This window comes from Parafannyhessea sp. (genome assembly GCF_051876455.1).
Taxonomy (GTDB): domain Bacteria; phylum Actinomycetota; class Coriobacteriia; order Coriobacteriales; family Atopobiaceae; genus Parafannyhessea.
The window spans coordinates 1-13,635 of record NZ_JBJEHW010000116.1; the positions used below are offsets into that span (position 1 = coordinate 1).

14 protein-coding genes and 1 tRNA gene are annotated in these 13,635 nt (G+C 67.3%); 6 read left to right on the forward strand and 9 right to left on the reverse strand.

Annotated features, from left to right (window positions below; genetic code table 11):
• A partial coding sequence (locus tag ACI38Z_RS05240; RefSeq protein ID WP_439789134.1) for a CDP-alcohol phosphatidyltransferase family protein occupies positions 1-693 on the reverse strand: 693 nt, incomplete at its 3' end.
• 144 nt (positions 694-837) lie between these two features.
• Here ACI38Z_RS05240 and larA point away from each other — a divergent pair.
• From larA to ACI38Z_RS05255, 3 genes are all read left to right on the forward strand, one after another.
• On the forward strand, positions 838-2,109 hold the full coding sequence (gene larA, locus ACI38Z_RS05245) for a nickel-dependent lactate racemase (protein ID WP_439789135.1): 1,272 nt from the start codon (positions 838-840) through the stop codon (positions 2,107-2,109).
• Positions 2,110-2,231: 122 nt separating this feature from the next.
• Positions 2,232-2,308 (forward strand) — tRNA-Pro (locus ACI38Z_RS05250).
• Between the two features lie 200 nt (positions 2,309-2,508).
• Positions 2,509-3,768 (forward strand): hypothetical protein, encoded by a 1,260-nt coding sequence (locus tag ACI38Z_RS05255; protein WP_439789136.1) that lies wholly within the window; start codon positions 2,509-2,511, stop codon positions 3,766-3,768.
• Between the two features lie 18 nt (positions 3,769-3,786).
• On the opposite strand, the gene ACI38Z_RS05260 is transcribed toward ACI38Z_RS05255, so the two are convergent.
• Positions 3,787-4,161: a winged helix-turn-helix transcriptional regulator gene (locus ACI38Z_RS05260; RefSeq protein WP_439789137.1), complete on the reverse strand. Its 375-nt coding sequence runs from the start codon at positions 4,159-4,161 to the stop codon at positions 3,787-3,789.
• Positions 4,162-4,280: 119 nt separating this feature from the next.
• Here ACI38Z_RS05260 and trxA point away from each other — a divergent pair, with 119 nt between their 5' ends.
• Both trxA and ACI38Z_RS05270 read left to right on the forward strand, forming a co-directional pair.
• Positions 4,281-4,598: a thioredoxin gene (trxA, locus tag ACI38Z_RS05265; RefSeq protein WP_439789138.1), complete on the forward strand. Its 318-nt coding sequence runs from the start codon at positions 4,281-4,283 to the stop codon at positions 4,596-4,598.
• A 2-nt stretch (positions 4,599-4,600) separates the two neighbouring features.
• Positions 4,601-4,915: a thioredoxin family protein gene (locus ACI38Z_RS05270; RefSeq protein ID WP_439789139.1), complete on the forward strand. Its 315-nt coding sequence runs from the start codon at positions 4,601-4,603 to the stop codon at positions 4,913-4,915.
• Between the two features lie 48 nt (positions 4,916-4,963).
• Here the strand turns inward: ACI38Z_RS05270 and ACI38Z_RS05275 are convergent, their stop codons facing one another.
• Positions 4,964-6,154, reverse strand: a complete 1,191-nt coding sequence (locus ACI38Z_RS05275) for an MFS transporter (protein WP_439789140.1) — start codon at positions 6,152-6,154, stop codon at positions 4,964-4,966.
• 5 nt (positions 6,155-6,159) lie between these two features.
• Positions 6,160-6,693: an acyl-CoA thioesterase gene (locus ACI38Z_RS05280; protein WP_439789141.1), complete on the reverse strand. Its 534-nt coding sequence runs from the start codon at positions 6,691-6,693 to the stop codon at positions 6,160-6,162.
• A 75-nt stretch (positions 6,694-6,768) separates the two neighbouring features.
• Between ACI38Z_RS05280 and ACI38Z_RS05285 the strand changes: the two genes are divergently transcribed.
• Entirely contained in the window at positions 6,769-7,086 is a 318-nt protein-coding gene (locus ACI38Z_RS05285; protein ID WP_439789142.1) for an MGMT family protein, read from the forward strand.
• A 16-nt stretch (positions 7,087-7,102) separates the two neighbouring features.
• On the opposite strand, the gene ACI38Z_RS05290 is transcribed toward ACI38Z_RS05285, so the two are convergent.
• From ACI38Z_RS05290 to ACI38Z_RS05310, 5 genes are all read right to left on the reverse strand, one after another.
• Entirely contained in the window at positions 7,103-7,462 is a 360-nt protein-coding gene (locus ACI38Z_RS05290; RefSeq protein WP_439789144.1) for a DUF1667 domain-containing protein, read from the reverse strand.
• A gap of 2 nt (positions 7,463-7,464) precedes the next feature.
• A complete protein-coding gene (locus tag ACI38Z_RS05295; RefSeq protein WP_439789146.1) occupies positions 7,465-8,760 on the reverse strand; it encodes an NAD(P)/FAD-dependent oxidoreductase in 1,296 nt (431 codons plus the stop codon).
• Entirely contained in the window at positions 8,753-10,270 is a 1,518-nt protein-coding gene (locus ACI38Z_RS05300) for an NAD(P)/FAD-dependent oxidoreductase (protein WP_439789147.1), read from the reverse strand. Before ACI38Z_RS05300 ends, ACI38Z_RS05295 begins: the two co-directional genes overlap by 8 nt.
• 84 nt (positions 10,271-10,354) lie before the next feature.
• The gene (locus tag ACI38Z_RS05305; RefSeq protein WP_439789148.1) at positions 10,355-12,208 is read right to left on the reverse strand and encodes an ABC transporter ATP-binding protein; all 1,854 of its coding nucleotides are present in this window, start codon (positions 12,206-12,208) and stop codon (positions 10,355-10,357) included.
• Positions 12,208-13,635: ATP-binding cassette domain-containing protein (locus ACI38Z_RS05310; protein ID WP_439789149.1), on the reverse strand; the 1,428-nt coding region annotated here is incomplete at its 5' end. The genes ACI38Z_RS05310 and ACI38Z_RS05305, both read right to left, overlap by 1 nt.

The following is a 13,635-nucleotide window of genomic DNA, read 5'->3' on the forward strand; positions in this document are numbered from 1 at the left end:
CTTGATGGCAAAGCCGCGCTTGGTGTAGACGATGGCCGCTGCGAGCGAGCAGATGAGTCCCGCGTACACGAAGAAGATGCCAAGCTGGGCGCTCCCGTGGCCAAGGCCGGGCAGCCACGAGACGTCCACCAGCCCAAGGCCGTGCACGCGCGGCAGCCCCAGGAGCAGGAAGCTGAAGCCCGTCATCAGGAATGCCGTGGCGAACTTGCCAACGTACACCACGTCGACGGGCCTGCGCTGGTACTTCTGTAGGATCATGCTGCCCACGAACAGGTAGGCGTCGCGGCCGATCACGAAGATTGCCGTCCACACGGGGAGCTCCCCCGTGAGGATGAGCCCGAGCACGCCCGTGAAGAGCAGCACGCGGTCCATGACGGGGTCCATGATCTTGCCGAGCCAGCTGACGGTCTGCGTGCGGCGCGCCACCTGCCCGTCCAGGAAGTCCGTCACGGCCGCTACCACGTAAAATGTAAGCGCGAGGTAACGGTTGATGTCGTTCACGAACATATAGAGGAAGATTGCCGTCAGGATGAAGCGGCAGAACGTGATCACGTTGGCTATGGTGAAGATCTTGTGCGAGGGGTTGTTGGATGTTCCGACCGGAGCCGTGGTACCGTGCTCCTGGGCAAGGGCGGCGTCGCGTCCAACCTGGTTCTTTATGGAAGTCTCAAACTTTTCGCGCTTGGTGCCCAAGGGGTTGTCTCCTAAGTACGGATTTGACGTAGCTATGGTAACCCATCGGATGCGGCATTCACAAACTTGCTCAAGATTTGGCAGCGGCGCGACAATGCTTGAGGGATGGTCACGGACGGACGCCAGGCGACTCAGGAGGAAGAGATGCGATACGAGGTAGGCATCGGCAGCCGCACGGAGCGGTTCGAGCTCCCGCAGGAAGACGTTATTGAGGTCATGCATGCGAACCCCGCGAGCTTTGCCGCCACGGGCGAGAAGGTCGTGCGCGACTCGCTCGAGCGCCCCATCGGGACGCCACGCCTGCGCGAGCTGGTGCACGCGGGGCAGAGCGTCTGCGTCATAACGAGCGACGTTACGCGGCCGCTGCCCACGGCGACGGTGCTTCCGCCCGTGATGGACGAGCTCCACGCCGCCGGCGTGCGCGACGAGGACGTGCTGCTGGCCATCGCGCTGGGGAGCCACCGCCCGCAGACGGAGGACGAGCTCAGGACCATCATGGGCCCCTACTACGGGCGCCTGCGCGTGCTGAACGGAGATTCCAACGGGCTTACGCACTACGGCTTCACGTCGCACGGGACCCCGGTGGACGTGCTGCAGGAGGTGGCGGCCGCAGACGTGCGCGTGAGCCTGGGCAACGTCGAGTACCACTACTTTGCGGGCTACTCCGGCGGAGCAAAGGCCATCATGCCCGGCTGCTCCACCTTCGAGGCGATTCAGGCCAACCACTCGCTCATGGTCGACCCGGCGGCGCACTCTGGCAACATGGAGAGCCCCGTCCGTCTGGACCTCGAGGAGGCCTGTGCCATGGTGGGCCTCGACTTCATCGTGAACGTGGTACTGGACGAGGAGAAGAACGTGGTCTACAGCGCCGCGGGCGACTTTGTGGCGGCGCAGCGCGACGCCTGCCGCAAGCTGGACGAGCTGTATGGCTGCGAGCTGCACGAGTATGCGGACGTCGTCGTGGTGAGCCAGGGCGGCGCGCCAAAGGACCTGAACCTCTACCAGCTCCAGAAGGCGCTCGACAACGCGAAGCATCCCGTGCGCGAGGGCGGCACCATCGTGCTGGTGGGTTCCTGCGCGGAGGGCCTCGGGCAGGAGACGTTTGCGAGCTGGATGCACGAGGCGTCCCGGCCGCAGGACGTTGTCGACCACCTGAGGCGCGACTTCCGCCTTGGCGGCCACAAGGCGGCGGCCATCGCGCAGATCGAACTGAGGAACGACATCTACCTCGTGTCGGACATGCGACCCGAGACGGTCTGCGACTGCTTCATGACGCCCTTCTCGTCCGTGCAGGAGGCCGTGGACGCGGCAATGGCTGCGCAGCGAGAGCGTCTTGGACGCGAGCCGCGCGTGCTCATAATGCCGCACGGCGGGTCGACGCTCCCCCTGATGCGCGTAGACGCGGACAAGCGATAGGCCATGACAGGCTTCTGAACTGGGCAAACGGGCTAAATCGGAAATTGGTCAAAAATCTCCTTGCCTAGGTCCGCGCCAAATGATATTGTATTCAACCGCAGGCGGGCGAGAGTCCGACGCAACGGGTGGTGGCGCAGCTTGGTAGCGCACTTGACTGGGGGTCAAGGGGTCGCTGGTTCGAATCCAGTCCACCCGACCAGGAACTTCGAGGCCAGACGGTTTTCCGCCTGGCCTCTTTTGTTGTCTGGAGGCGTTTCGCGCCTGGGGTTCAGGGCCTTGTCGCTCCCCCGCTCGCGGTACCGCCCACCGTTTGCACCTTGACCCTCGCGCGGCGGAAGCCTCTATAAAGGTTCGCAGGGCCACGATTGGCGTCTGCCCCGTTTGGTAGAGGGGAATTCCATGGCATTCACGAGCGTTAGGCCGCAGGTTCCGCTGTCGCTACCGGCACACATTGGGTCACGCATGGCGCCCAACAGGTTCTGGGCGCAGCCGATGGAGTGCAACGATGCCGATGAGGACGGCGTATTTACCCAGACGACGCTCGAGCGCTATCGCAGGCTTCTGGAAGGCGGCTTTGGCGTGGTCGAGGTGGAGGCGGTGACCCTACAGCGACAGAGTCGGGCGCGAAGGACGCAGCTCATGCTCGACGTGGACAATGCCCGGAGCCGCAGGGCGTGGGAGCGCTTCCTGGCGTGGAAGCAGGACAACTATCCGCATCAGCTCCTCGTGGTGCAGCTGCATCACAGTGGCGAGTTGAGCGATCCAACGTTCTCGCGTCGCGTGTGCGTGAAGCAACGTCCGGGATACGAGGGCGACCTCATAGACGAGAAGTACATAGACAACGAGATCGAACGCTGCGCCCGGGCGGCAAACTTCCTCTGGCTCTCAGGTGCGGACGGCGTCGACCTCAAGTTCTGCCACGGCTACCTGTGGTCGCAGGTGTTCCGTCCCTACAACGACCGTGCCTGGCGCTACGGCGGCTCACTAGAGGCGCGCTCGCGTGCCCTTTTCGAGCTGTGCGAGCGTGTGCGCCACGCGACGCCGGATGAGGGCTTCCTCGTTGGCGCGAAGCTAACCGTGTGGGACGAGTTTCCCGGTGGCATGGGACACGAAGGTCCGGACAGCCCAATAATCGATCCCAGGGAGACCCTCGGATTGGCGAAGGGCCTGGAGGCGCGCGGCGCGAGCTGGTTCCTCGAGACCCTTGGCGACTGCGGATGCGGATGGGGCCTCATGTGTCCCGATCACTACACGGCCGGCACGGTAATGGGTCATGTCACGGCGGCGCGCATGCTGCGTGACAGGCTCGCCCCTCAGACCACCGTCATCTGCGGTGGGCTGAGCGCCCTGAGGGACGGTCGCGGAAATGGGCTCTCGGGCGTCTCGCCCCACGAGGCGTCGCTCTTCGCCATGGGCAACGCGCGCATATCAGCGGGTGACTTCAACATGTTGGCCCTCGGTCGCCAGTCCCTGGCGGACCCCGAAACGCCGCGCAAGTACCTTGAGGGCGAGGCCGACAAGATCAGGTGGTGCACCTGCTGCAACCACTGCGGCGCGCTTGAGGGCGGTCAGGCCCACGTGGGTTGCGCCACCTACGACGGCACCTATGCGAAGTCGTACGCACGGCTCTCGCACCGGCACCTCCCCTGCGACGCATGAGGGGGTACGGCGCCTGGCCTAGAGGTTCTTCTCGCCCCAGTCCTTGAGCTCCATGAGGATGGGCACGAGCGTGCGTGCGCGGTCGGTGAGGCTGTACTCGACGCGGACGGGCATCTCAGGGTACTGGGTGCGCCTGACGAGGCCGTCCGCCTCGAGCTCCTTGAGGGACGACGCGAGCATCGTGTTGGTGATGCCGTAGACGAGCTTGCGCAGCTCGCCGTAGCGCAGCTCGTCCGTCTGGGAAAGCGCGACGATGAGCAGGATCTTCCACTTGCCTCCCACGGCGTCGAGCACCCTTCGCAGGGCGCAGCCGGAGCCCGTGACGGAGGGGTCCGCGCTCGCCAGACACGGCGACATAATTTCTTCACGCATGTTCTTGCTGGTAGATGCCATGGTCAGATTTTCCTTACCACATTACATGAAACTGCGTACTTGCTCAGAAAAATGTACCACATAAGCTGATAGACGAAACAAGGGAGCGCCAAGGTGGCGCGCAACGAAAGGAGAGCGTCATGGAGTACAAGTTCACTGCTCAGAACTTCGAGAACGAGGTCGAGAAGAGCGACCTTCCCGTCATGATCGACTTCTATGCGGACTGGTGCGGCCCCTGCCGCGCGATGGGTCCCGTCGTGGAGAAGCTGGCGGAGAAGTATGACGGCAAGGTGAAGATCGGCAAGGTCAACTCCGACGAGGAGCCCGCGCTCGCTCAGGCCTTCCAGGTCATGAGCATCCCGGCCTTCTTCTTCATCAAGGACGGCAAGGTCGTCGACTCCGCCATCGGCGGCATGCCCGCAGCGGCGCTCGAGGCTCACGTCAAGAACCTGCTCTAGGCATGAGGGAACTACGCAAGGGTGAGAGCGTCGGCGAGGCTGTCTCGTCGGCGCCCCTTGCCATAGTCGAGTACGGTTCGGCCACGTGCGCGCCCTGCGCGGCGCTGCACCAGCGCATCGAGCAGTGGGAAGGCGAGCATCCGGGCACGATCGCGCTATACGTCCCGCTCGAGCGTCACATGGAGGAGGCGGCCCAGGTGGGCGTCATGGGCGCCCCCACGGTCGAGGTGTGGGCACAAGGGAAGCTCGCGCTGCGCGAGGCCGGGTACTTCAGCCTCGACCTGCTGCTGCAGAGGGCGGAACGCTGGCTGGGGTGATCCCAAGGTCGCGTTGGGTGTGCGGCGGACGCATTTCTCGCCCGGGGACTATGCCGCCCGCGAGGGACGCGACGCCTCCACGCGGCGGTCGCACGAGCCGATGAGCGCCGCCATGAGGACGAGGAGCGCCGCCTCGGCCACGGGCATGAGCAGCGGCGAAACGTGCTCGATGATGGCGCCCATGACGGGCGGGGCGGCCATCGAGCCCACGTAGGCGCAGGCCATCTGGAGGCCCATGAGGGACTGCGCGCTCTGGCTGCCAAAGCGGCTTGGCGTGAGCTGGATCATCTGCGGGTAGATGGGTGCGCACCCCAGGCCGAGCAGCGTGAGCCCGGCTCCCAGGACGACGGTCGAGCGGCCGAGGAGCAGCACCAGGATGCCAAGGGCCATGGTCGCCTCGCCAGCGCGCAGCAGCTGCCGCCCGTCGAGCCTGAGCGTGAGGACGCCCGAGATCAGCCTCCCCACCGTGATGCCGCCATAGAAGAGGGAGACGAGAAGCGCGGCCGCCTCCGTCGAGACGCCGTGTCCCATGACGAGGAACGTGGACGACCAGAGGCCGCACGTGGACTCGATGGAGCAGTAGCAGAGGAACCCGAGCATGGCCTGGACGACTCCCGGGCGCCTGGTGAGCTCGAGCTTGGAGGCGCGTCCTTCTCCCCCGGAATGCCCATGCGCGTCGGCCCGGGTGTCGCGGCGCTCGTGCCAGAGCGGCAGGCTCGCGAAGATTGCTGCCACGAGTGCCACCTGTATGAAGCCGACGATGCGATAGCCGCCCTGCCAGCCGGCGGGCGTGGCCATCTGCCAGGACATGACCATCGGTCCCACCGCGGCGCCGATGCCCCAGCAGGAGTGGAGCCAGTTCATGTGCCGCGGCGCGAAGTGCGTGGCCACGTACGCGTTGAGGGCGGCGTCGACGGCTCCCGCGCCCAGGCCGTACGGGACGGCCCATAGCACGAGCTGCCAAAAGGAAGTCGATGCCGAGAAGCCGAAGAGCGCGACGGCCGTGAGGCCCACGGAGCATGCCGTGAGGCCGCCCGCGCCCAGGCGCTTGACCAGCCGGTCCGTCAGGAGGCTAGAAACGATGGTGCCGAGGCAGATCACGAGCGAGACCGTGCCCGCCGCCGACACCGCGGCGCCCAGGCTCGCGTGCATGGTGGGCCATGCTGAGCCCAGGAGGCCGTCTGGCAGTCCCAGGCTCACGAACGAGAGGTAGATGACAACGAGGAGAAGTGCCGTCATGCTGGCTAGATTCCCTGCTCCTGGCGCTCGCGGCGGATCATCTTGCGGATCTGCGCCAGGCTCCACTCGTTCTTCTCCTCGTCCGTGGTGAGGGCGAGGCCGTAGGGAATCCGCGTGGGTCGCTCGTTGGCGTCCACGTGAACCTCCGTCAGGTAGGCCACGTTAATCTGCTTGCGCTCGCCGGTCTCGACGTCCTCGACGTAGGAGTCCACGCGCACCTCGAGCGAGGTCCTGCCCACGTACGTGACGTAGGCGTCCACGATCACGACCTCGTTGAGGTAGGCGGGGTTCTGGAACACCAGGTTGTCCACGCAGGCGGTCGTGACGGAGCCGCCGCAGTGCCTGCGCGACGCGATGCCCGCGGCCTCGTCTATCCACTCCATCAGCCGGCCGCCAAACAGGCGGTTCTCGCCGTTCATGTCCCCGTGGACCACCGTGTGTGTGGTCTCCGTGCGGGACTGGCCCACGGTCTTGAGGGGGCGCGCGTCATTTGGCTTGCCGATGGACCTCTTGAGCTGGTCAAGGTCCTTGTCTGTCATATGTACCTCTTCCGCGGGAGAGGGGCCTCCCGTCTGCTAGTGTCAGGTGCAAACATAGCAGATGGGAGGCCGGCTGTGGAAGAGGGGTTCTTCTTGCGTGCATATGACGTGGTGAGGCAGGTGCCCAAGGGCCGCGTGGCCACGTACGGGCAGGTGGCGATGGCCATGGGCGAGCCCCGCAAGGCGCGCTACGTTGGCTTTGCCATGCACTCGAGCCCAGGGATGGCCGGCGGCGTGCCGTGCCACCGCATCGTCTTCGCGGACGGGTCGCTTGCGCCGGGCGGCGCGTTTGGCGGGCCCGGTGAGCAGCGTCGCATGCTCGAGGCCGAGGGGGTCGGGTTTCTCCCCAACGGGAAGGTCGACATGAGGCGCTACAAGTGGGAGGCGGTGTAGGCCCGCGGCGGCGCGACTAGACGTCCTTTGTGGCCACGACGTCCACGCCCGTGCCGCAGACGTCCGCAAGGACCACGTCCCCTATGTGGACGGGCGACGTGGTGCGGACGCCCGCCAGGGCGCGCACGACGTCGAGCACCTTGGACTTCGGCACGTCCCGGGCAGTCTTGACGGACACCATGCGGGCCACGGTCGAGCCCTCGACGGGCACGACCGTCGTGACCGTGCGCGTGGGGTTGGTGACCTCCTTGCGGGCGTACTCGTCGCCGCGGCGGCAGCCGTTGCCCGTGACGGAGGTCACCTCTCCCCCTTCGAGCTCGACGGTTATCTGGCAGCCCTTGGGGCAGCGTATGCAGGTCAGGTGTTGCGTGGACATGGCTACTCATCCTCCAGAAGCAGGAGAATCTCGTCCGTGGGACCGGCGCCCGCGAGGTCCTCGCGCCTGAGCGTGAGCTCCTGCATCTCGCCGGGCGCGAGTATCTGCTTGCGGCGGTGCTGGACGCGGCGGTCCCCCACGTAGAGCGAGACGTAGCGGTCCTGGTAGACGGCACCCACCCTGAAGCGGAGCGTGATCTTCTCGTCCATGTTGGCGGGCGAGACGAACGAGGGCACGCTGTAGCGGATGCCCCCGGAGACCCTTACCGGTACGAGGTCGGGAGCCTGGCGGCCGCCGCCCTCTGCCAGCCGGCGCACGTAGCGGGCGGCCGAGGCTCCCGCGTGGGCAGACTCCTCGCTGACGTAATCCACCAGGTCGTGCACGTGCAGCACGTTGCCGCACGCGAACACGCCCGGGATGCTCGTCATGAGCGAGTCGTCCACGAAGGCGCCGCGCGTGACGGGGTTGATGCGGACGCCCGCCTGGCGGCTGAGCTCGTTCTCCGGCAGGAGGCCGACGGAGAGCAGCAGCGTGTCGCAGGGGTAGCGGACCTCCGTGTCGGGAATCGGCTTGAGGTGATCGTCCACCTGGGCGATGGTGACGGCCTCGACGCGCTTGGCGCCCTCGACGTCCACCACGGTGTGGGAGAGCTTGAGCGGTATGCCAAAGTCGTCCAGGCACTGCACGATGTTGCGCTTGAGGCCGCCCGAGTAGGGCATGAGCTCTGCCACGCAGGCCACGTGCGCGCCCTCGAGCGTGAGACGGCGCGCCATGATGAGGCCGATGTCGCCGGAGCCGAGGATGACGACCTCGCGGCCGGGCATGAGGCCGTCGATGTTGACGAGGCGCTGTGCCGTGCCCGCCGTGTAGACGCCGGCCGGACGCGTGCCGCAGATGTCGAGCGCGCCGCGCGGGCGCTCGCGGCAGCCCATGGCCAGGATGACGGCCTTGGCGCTGACGCGGAAGACGCCGCACTCGGCGTTCACGGCCGTGACCGTGAGGTCGTCTGCGATGTCGAGTACCGTGGTGCGCAGCATGTGCTCTATGTCGCGCTCGCGTGCCTGGGCGATGTAACGTGCTGCGTACTCGGGCCCCGTGAGCTCCTCCTTGAAGGTGTGGAGCCCAAAGCCGTTGTGGATGCACTGGTTGAGGATGCCGCCGAGCTGGGGCTCGCGCTCCAGCACGAGGACGGACTCGCATCCCGCGTCGTGCGAGGAAATGGCGGCCGCAAGCCCTGCGGAGCCGCCGCCCACGACCACGATGTCGCGCTCCAGCGTCTGGATGGTGGCGTTAGGCATCTTCCTCACCTCTACGGGGGTCGTCCTTCTCGCCCGCGGCGGTGGCGAGGCCCTGCTTGTCGGGACCCACGACCATGCGCGAGCCGGGCCCGCTCTTTGTGACGTGTGCGAGGTCCATTCCGGGGACCTCCTCGGATATGATTTCCATGATGCGCGGCGTGCAGAAGCCCGCCTGGCAGCGACCCATGCAGGCGCCGGTGCGGTGCTTGACGCCGTCGAGCGAGCGGGCGCCCGGCACGCGGCGGCAGGCGTCGCGAATCTGCGCCTCGCTCACGCGGCAGCAGCGGCAGACGATGGTTCCGTAGGCCGGGTCCTCCTGAATCAGGCGCTGCCACTCCTCGGGGTCGATGTCACGCAGGTTGGGGATGCCGCGGCGCGTGGGCACGAAGCCCTCGTTGGGCGCGAGACCCAGGATGCCGTTGACGATCCGCGCCACCATGCGGCCGATGGCCGGGCTCGCGCTGAGCCCGGGGCTCTCGATGCCGGCGCAGTCCACGAAGCCGGGGGCGTCCTCGACCTCGCCGATGATGAACTCGTGGCCGGGCTGGTGCGCGCGCAGGCCGCTGAACGAGGTGATGGTCTCCCTGAAGGGGATGTCGCGCACGGTGAGCGCCGACTTGCGGCGCACCTCGGCCAGGCCGTCAGGCGTGGTCTGGGTGCCGGACTTGTCCGGGATGTCCTCGGCCGTGGGGCCGACCAGCAGGTTGCCGTGGATCGTGGGCGTCACGAGCACGCCCTTGCCCATCTTGGTGGGGAGCATGAAGACCGTGTGGCGCACGTGGTCGCCGGCCGTGGTGTCGAGCAGCTCGTACTGGCCACGGCGAGGCGTGATGGAGATCCTGCTTGCGCTCACCATGTTGTGGAGCTCGTCGGCGTGCACGCCGGCCGCATTGACCACCACGCGCGAGAGGAACGTGCCCTTGGGGGTCGTGACCTCCCACAGGGCCGGCGCCCCCTCACGGTCGCGACGCCTGACGCCCGTGACCGGCGCGTCGAAGCGGAACTCGACGCCGTTCGTGGCAGCGTTCTCCGCGAGGGCGTCCGTCAGCTCGAACGGGTCGCAGATGCCGGCCGTGGGAGCCCACAGGGCCGCCACGGCGGCGTCGGATATGTTGGGCTCCATCTGGACGAGCTCTTCTCGCCCCACTATGCGCAGGTCGTGGACGCCGTTGGCGCGACCGCGCTCGAGCAGTGCCTCGAGCGCGGGCATGTCCGCCTCGTTGGTGCACACCACGAGGGAGCCGATCTGCCTGAAGCCAAAGCCCAGCTCGCGCGAGAGCTCCGGGAAGAGCGACGTCCCTTCCACGTTGAGCCTCGCCATGAGCGTGCCCGTCTGGGCGTCGAATCCCGCGTGCACGATGGCCGAGTTCGCCTTGGACGTGCCGGAGCACACGTCGTCCTCGGCCTCGACCACAAGGAAGCGCCCGTCGAGTCGCGAGAGCTCGCGGGCTATGGAGCACCCGCTCACGCCCGCGCCCACGACGAGCGCGTCATATACCGTTTCTGCCATGCCTTTCCCTCCCCGCAAGGGCCTGCCGCTTGTGCGGCCGTGACCATCGTAGGCCCCACGGGAGTGGAGGACGGGCGTTCTCGGCTAATGGGCGAACTGGCTCTGGTAGAGGTCGCTGTAGAATCCGCCGGCGGCAAGGAGCTCCTCGTGCGTTCCCGTCTCCACGATGCGCCCGTCGCGCATGACCACGATGCAGTCCGCGTTCTTGACGGTCGAGAGTCGGTGTGCCACCACGAGCGAGGTGCGTCCCTCCATGATGCGGTCGAACGCGTCCTGCACCTGGAGCTCCGTGCGCGTGTCGATGGAGCTCGTGGCCTCGTCCAGAAGGAGCACGGCGGGGTCGCACATCATGACGCGGGCGATGCACAGGAGCTGGCGCTGGCCCTGGCTCAGGGCGCCGCCGCCCTCCCCCACCCTGGTCTGGTAGCCCTGGGGGAGCTGCATGATGAACTTGTGCGCGTGGGCGCGCTTGGCCGCGTCGACAACCTCCTCGTCCGTGGCGTCGGGACGGCCGTAGGCGATGTTGTCGCGCACGGTGCCCTCGAAGAGCCAGGTCTCCTGCAGCACCATGCCAAAGGCGGAGCGCAGGCTCTGCCGCGTGAGCGCCTGGGTGTCCCGCCCGTCCAGGCGGATGGTGCCCGAGTCCACGTCGTAGAAGCGGAGCAGCAGGTTGATGAGGGTGGTCTTGCCGCAGCCCGTGGGGCCGACGAGGGCGTAGCGCTTGCCGGCGGGCACCTTGAGGCAGATGTCCTGCAGCAGAGGGCGGTCCTTCGTGTATGAGAAGAACACGTGGTCGAGCTCGAGGCTCCCCTTGGGGTTGGCAAGCGCCTTGGCGTCGGAGGGGTCGGGCTTCTCCACCTTTGCGTCAAGCAGGGCGAGGAGCCGGCGCGCGGAGGCGAAGGCGGTCTGTACCTGCGTGACGACGGCGGAGATCTCGTTGAAGGGCTTCATGTACTGGTTGGCGTACGAGAGGAAGCTCTGGACCTGGCCCACGGTCATGGGCGAGGGCCAGCCGCTCACGACGCAGAGGCAGCCCGCCACGGCGACGGCGGCGTAGGTGAGGTTGTTGACGAGGCGCGTGGAGGGGTTGGAGAGCGAGCTCACGAACTGGGCATGCTCGCCCTTGACGTAGAGGCGCTGGTTGACCTCGCCAAATGCCGCCACCTCGGAGTCGGTGTGGGCGAAGGCGCTCACGAGCTTCTGGTTGCCGATGACCTCCTCGGCCAGGCCCCCGAGCTCGCCCTGGATGGACTGCTGCGCGCGGAAAGACTCCGCGGAGTGCTTGGTGATGAGGCTCGCCGCCACGATGGAGAGCGGTGTGAGCACGATCACGACGAGCGCCACCGGTACGGAGATCGAGAACATGAAGACGATGGTCCCCACTATGGTGACGACGCCGTTGAAGAGCTGCGTCAGGCCCTGCAGCAGGCCGTCGCCCACCTGGTCCACGTCGTTGATGACGCGGGAGAGGAGGTCGCCGTGCGAGTGCGAGTCCAAAAACGAGAGCGGCAGGTCGCGGAACTTGTCGTATGCGTCGATCCTGAGGTCGCGCGTCGTCGAGTACGTGAGGCGGTTGGTGCAGTAGCCCTGCGCCCACTGCGCCACGCCCGTGAGCACCACGACGACGGCGAGCCTCTGGAGCACGGGCACGAGCGCCCCGAAGTCCACCCTGCCGGCACGCACCATGAGGTCAATCGCGTTGCCGATGAGGATGGGCACGTAGAGCGAGAGGAGCACGGCCGCGGCCGCGCACGCAAAGGCGAGGACGCCCAGGGCGAGGTATGGCCTGACGTACGCCATGAGCCGCCTGAGGACGGTCGTGACGTCGTAGCCCGTGACGTCGAGTCCCTGGTTGGGATCGGTGCCGGACCCGTTGTTGCCGCGCACGTTGGCGATGGTAGCGGCTGCCGAGCCGCCGGCTGCGTAGGGGTTGGCCATTATGCGAGCACCTCCTTCTCGGAAAGCTGCGAGAGGCAGATCTCGCGGTAGAGGTCGCAGCTCTTCAGGAGCTCGCGGTGCGTCCCGAGCCCCGCCATGCGGCCATGGTCGAGCACGAGGATCTTGTCGGCGCCCATGACGGCGGACACGCGCTGCGAGACCACTACGCACGTGGTGCGATCGGATATCTCGCCCAGCGCGTGGCGCAGCCGGGCGTCCGTGGCGAAGTCGAGCGCGGAGGCCGAGTCGTCCAGCACGAGGATGCGCGGGCTCGCGACGAGCGCGCGGGCGATGGTGAGGCGCTGGCGCTGGCCGCCGCTGAAGTTGCGGCCGTCGGCCTCCACGGGCTCGTCCAGGCCCTGCGCCTTGGCGCGGACGAAGTCCGCAGCCTGAGCGGTCTCGAGCGCCTGCCAGAGGTCGGCGTCCGTTGCACCCGCGTCCCTCCACATGAGGTTGGACCTGATGGTCCCCGTAAGGAGCGAGGCGAGCTGCGGCACGACGGAGACGACGCCCCTGAGCTGGTCGAGCGGGTAGTCGCGCACGTCGCGGCCGAGCACGCGCACGATGCCGGACGTGGGGTCGTACAGCCTGTCGAGCAGCTGCACGAGCGTGGACTTGCCCGAGCCCGTGCCGCCGATGATGCCGAGGGTCTGGCCCTCGTCGAGCGTGAGCGTCACGTCGGAGAGCGCGCTCGACTCGCCCCCGGAGTAGCTGAAGGTCACGCCCTCGAGCTGGAGGGCAGGCTCTTCTCCCCTGGCGGGAAGCGTGAGGTCCACGGCGCTGCCGTCCGTCAGGGCATCCGGCGTGTCGAGCACCTCCATGATGCGCTGGCTCGATGCGGCGCCGCGCGTGAAGGTGACCACGAGGTTGGCGACGTAGCCAACGGCCAAAAGCGTCTGCGTCATGTAGTTGACGAAGGCCATGACCTCGCCCTGCGAGAGGTCGCCAAGGTTCACGCGGATTGCGCCTGTCCACAGGATCGCGACGACGCCGAGGTTGAGCACCAGGAACGTCGCCGGGTTGAGGAGCGACGTGAGCTTGCCCGCCGATATGGCGGTCTGGGCCTGTGCGCGGGCCGCCGTGCCAAAGCGCTCCTGCTCGTCGGCCTCGTGGCGGAAGGCGCGGATCACGCGCGTGCCCGAGAGCGTCTCGCGGGCGAACGGCTCGAGATCGCCGCGCAGCCGCTCGGCGAGCGTCCCCTGCGGGGTCAGCTCCACCTCGATCTCACCGGCGAGGTACTGCCGGGCGAGTTCCTTGTTCTCCCCGATGTAGGAGTTGATCGCGCGGGCTATCCGGCCGTCGGCGAGCAGTTGCCCGAGTCCCCGGCCGGCCACGCCGCAGTTGTTGGAGACGACCGACAGGTCGGTCGTGCCCTGCTCGTGCAGCGCGGCGATGAGCACGGTCGGCACTCCGATGAGGCCGAACCC

Bases quoted from the DNA above. Each gene is read 5' to 3' on its own strand.
- larA (WP_439789135.1), top strand. From the start codon at position 838: ATGCGATACGAGGTAGGCATCGGCAGCCGCACGGAGCGGTTCGAGCTC.
- ACI38Z_RS05255 (WP_439789136.1), top strand. From the start codon at position 2,509: ATGGCATTCACGAGCGTTAGGCCGCAGGTTCCGCTGTCGCTACCGGCA.
- ACI38Z_RS05260 (WP_439789137.1), bottom strand. From the start codon at position 4,161: ATGGCATCTACCAGCAAGAACATGCGTGAAGAAATTATGTCGCCGTGT.
- trxA (WP_439789138.1), top strand. From the start codon at position 4,281: ATGGAGTACAAGTTCACTGCTCAGAACTTCGAGAACGAGGTCGAGAAG.
- ACI38Z_RS05270 (WP_439789139.1), top strand. From the start codon at position 4,601: ATGAGGGAACTACGCAAGGGTGAGAGCGTCGGCGAGGCTGTCTCGTCG.
- ACI38Z_RS05275 (WP_439789140.1), bottom strand. From the start codon at position 6,154: ATGACGGCACTTCTCCTCGTTGTCATCTACCTCTCGTTCGTGAGCCTG.
- ACI38Z_RS05280 (WP_439789141.1), bottom strand. From the start codon at position 6,693: ATGACAGACAAGGACCTTGACCAGCTCAAGAGGTCCATCGGCAAGCCA.
- ACI38Z_RS05290 (WP_439789144.1), bottom strand. From the start codon at position 7,462: ATGTCCACGCAACACCTGACCTGCATACGCTGCCCCAAGGGCTGCCAG.
- ACI38Z_RS05295 (WP_439789146.1), bottom strand. From the start codon at position 8,760: ATGCCTAACGCCACCATCCAGACGCTGGAGCGCGACATCGTGGTCGTG.
- ACI38Z_RS05300 (WP_439789147.1), bottom strand. From the start codon at position 10,270: ATGGCAGAAACGGTATATGACGCGCTCGTCGTGGGCGCGGGCGTGAGC.
- ACI38Z_RS05305 (WP_439789148.1), bottom strand. From the start codon at position 12,208: ATGGCCAACCCCTACGCAGCCGGCGGCTCGGCAGCCGCTACCATCGCC.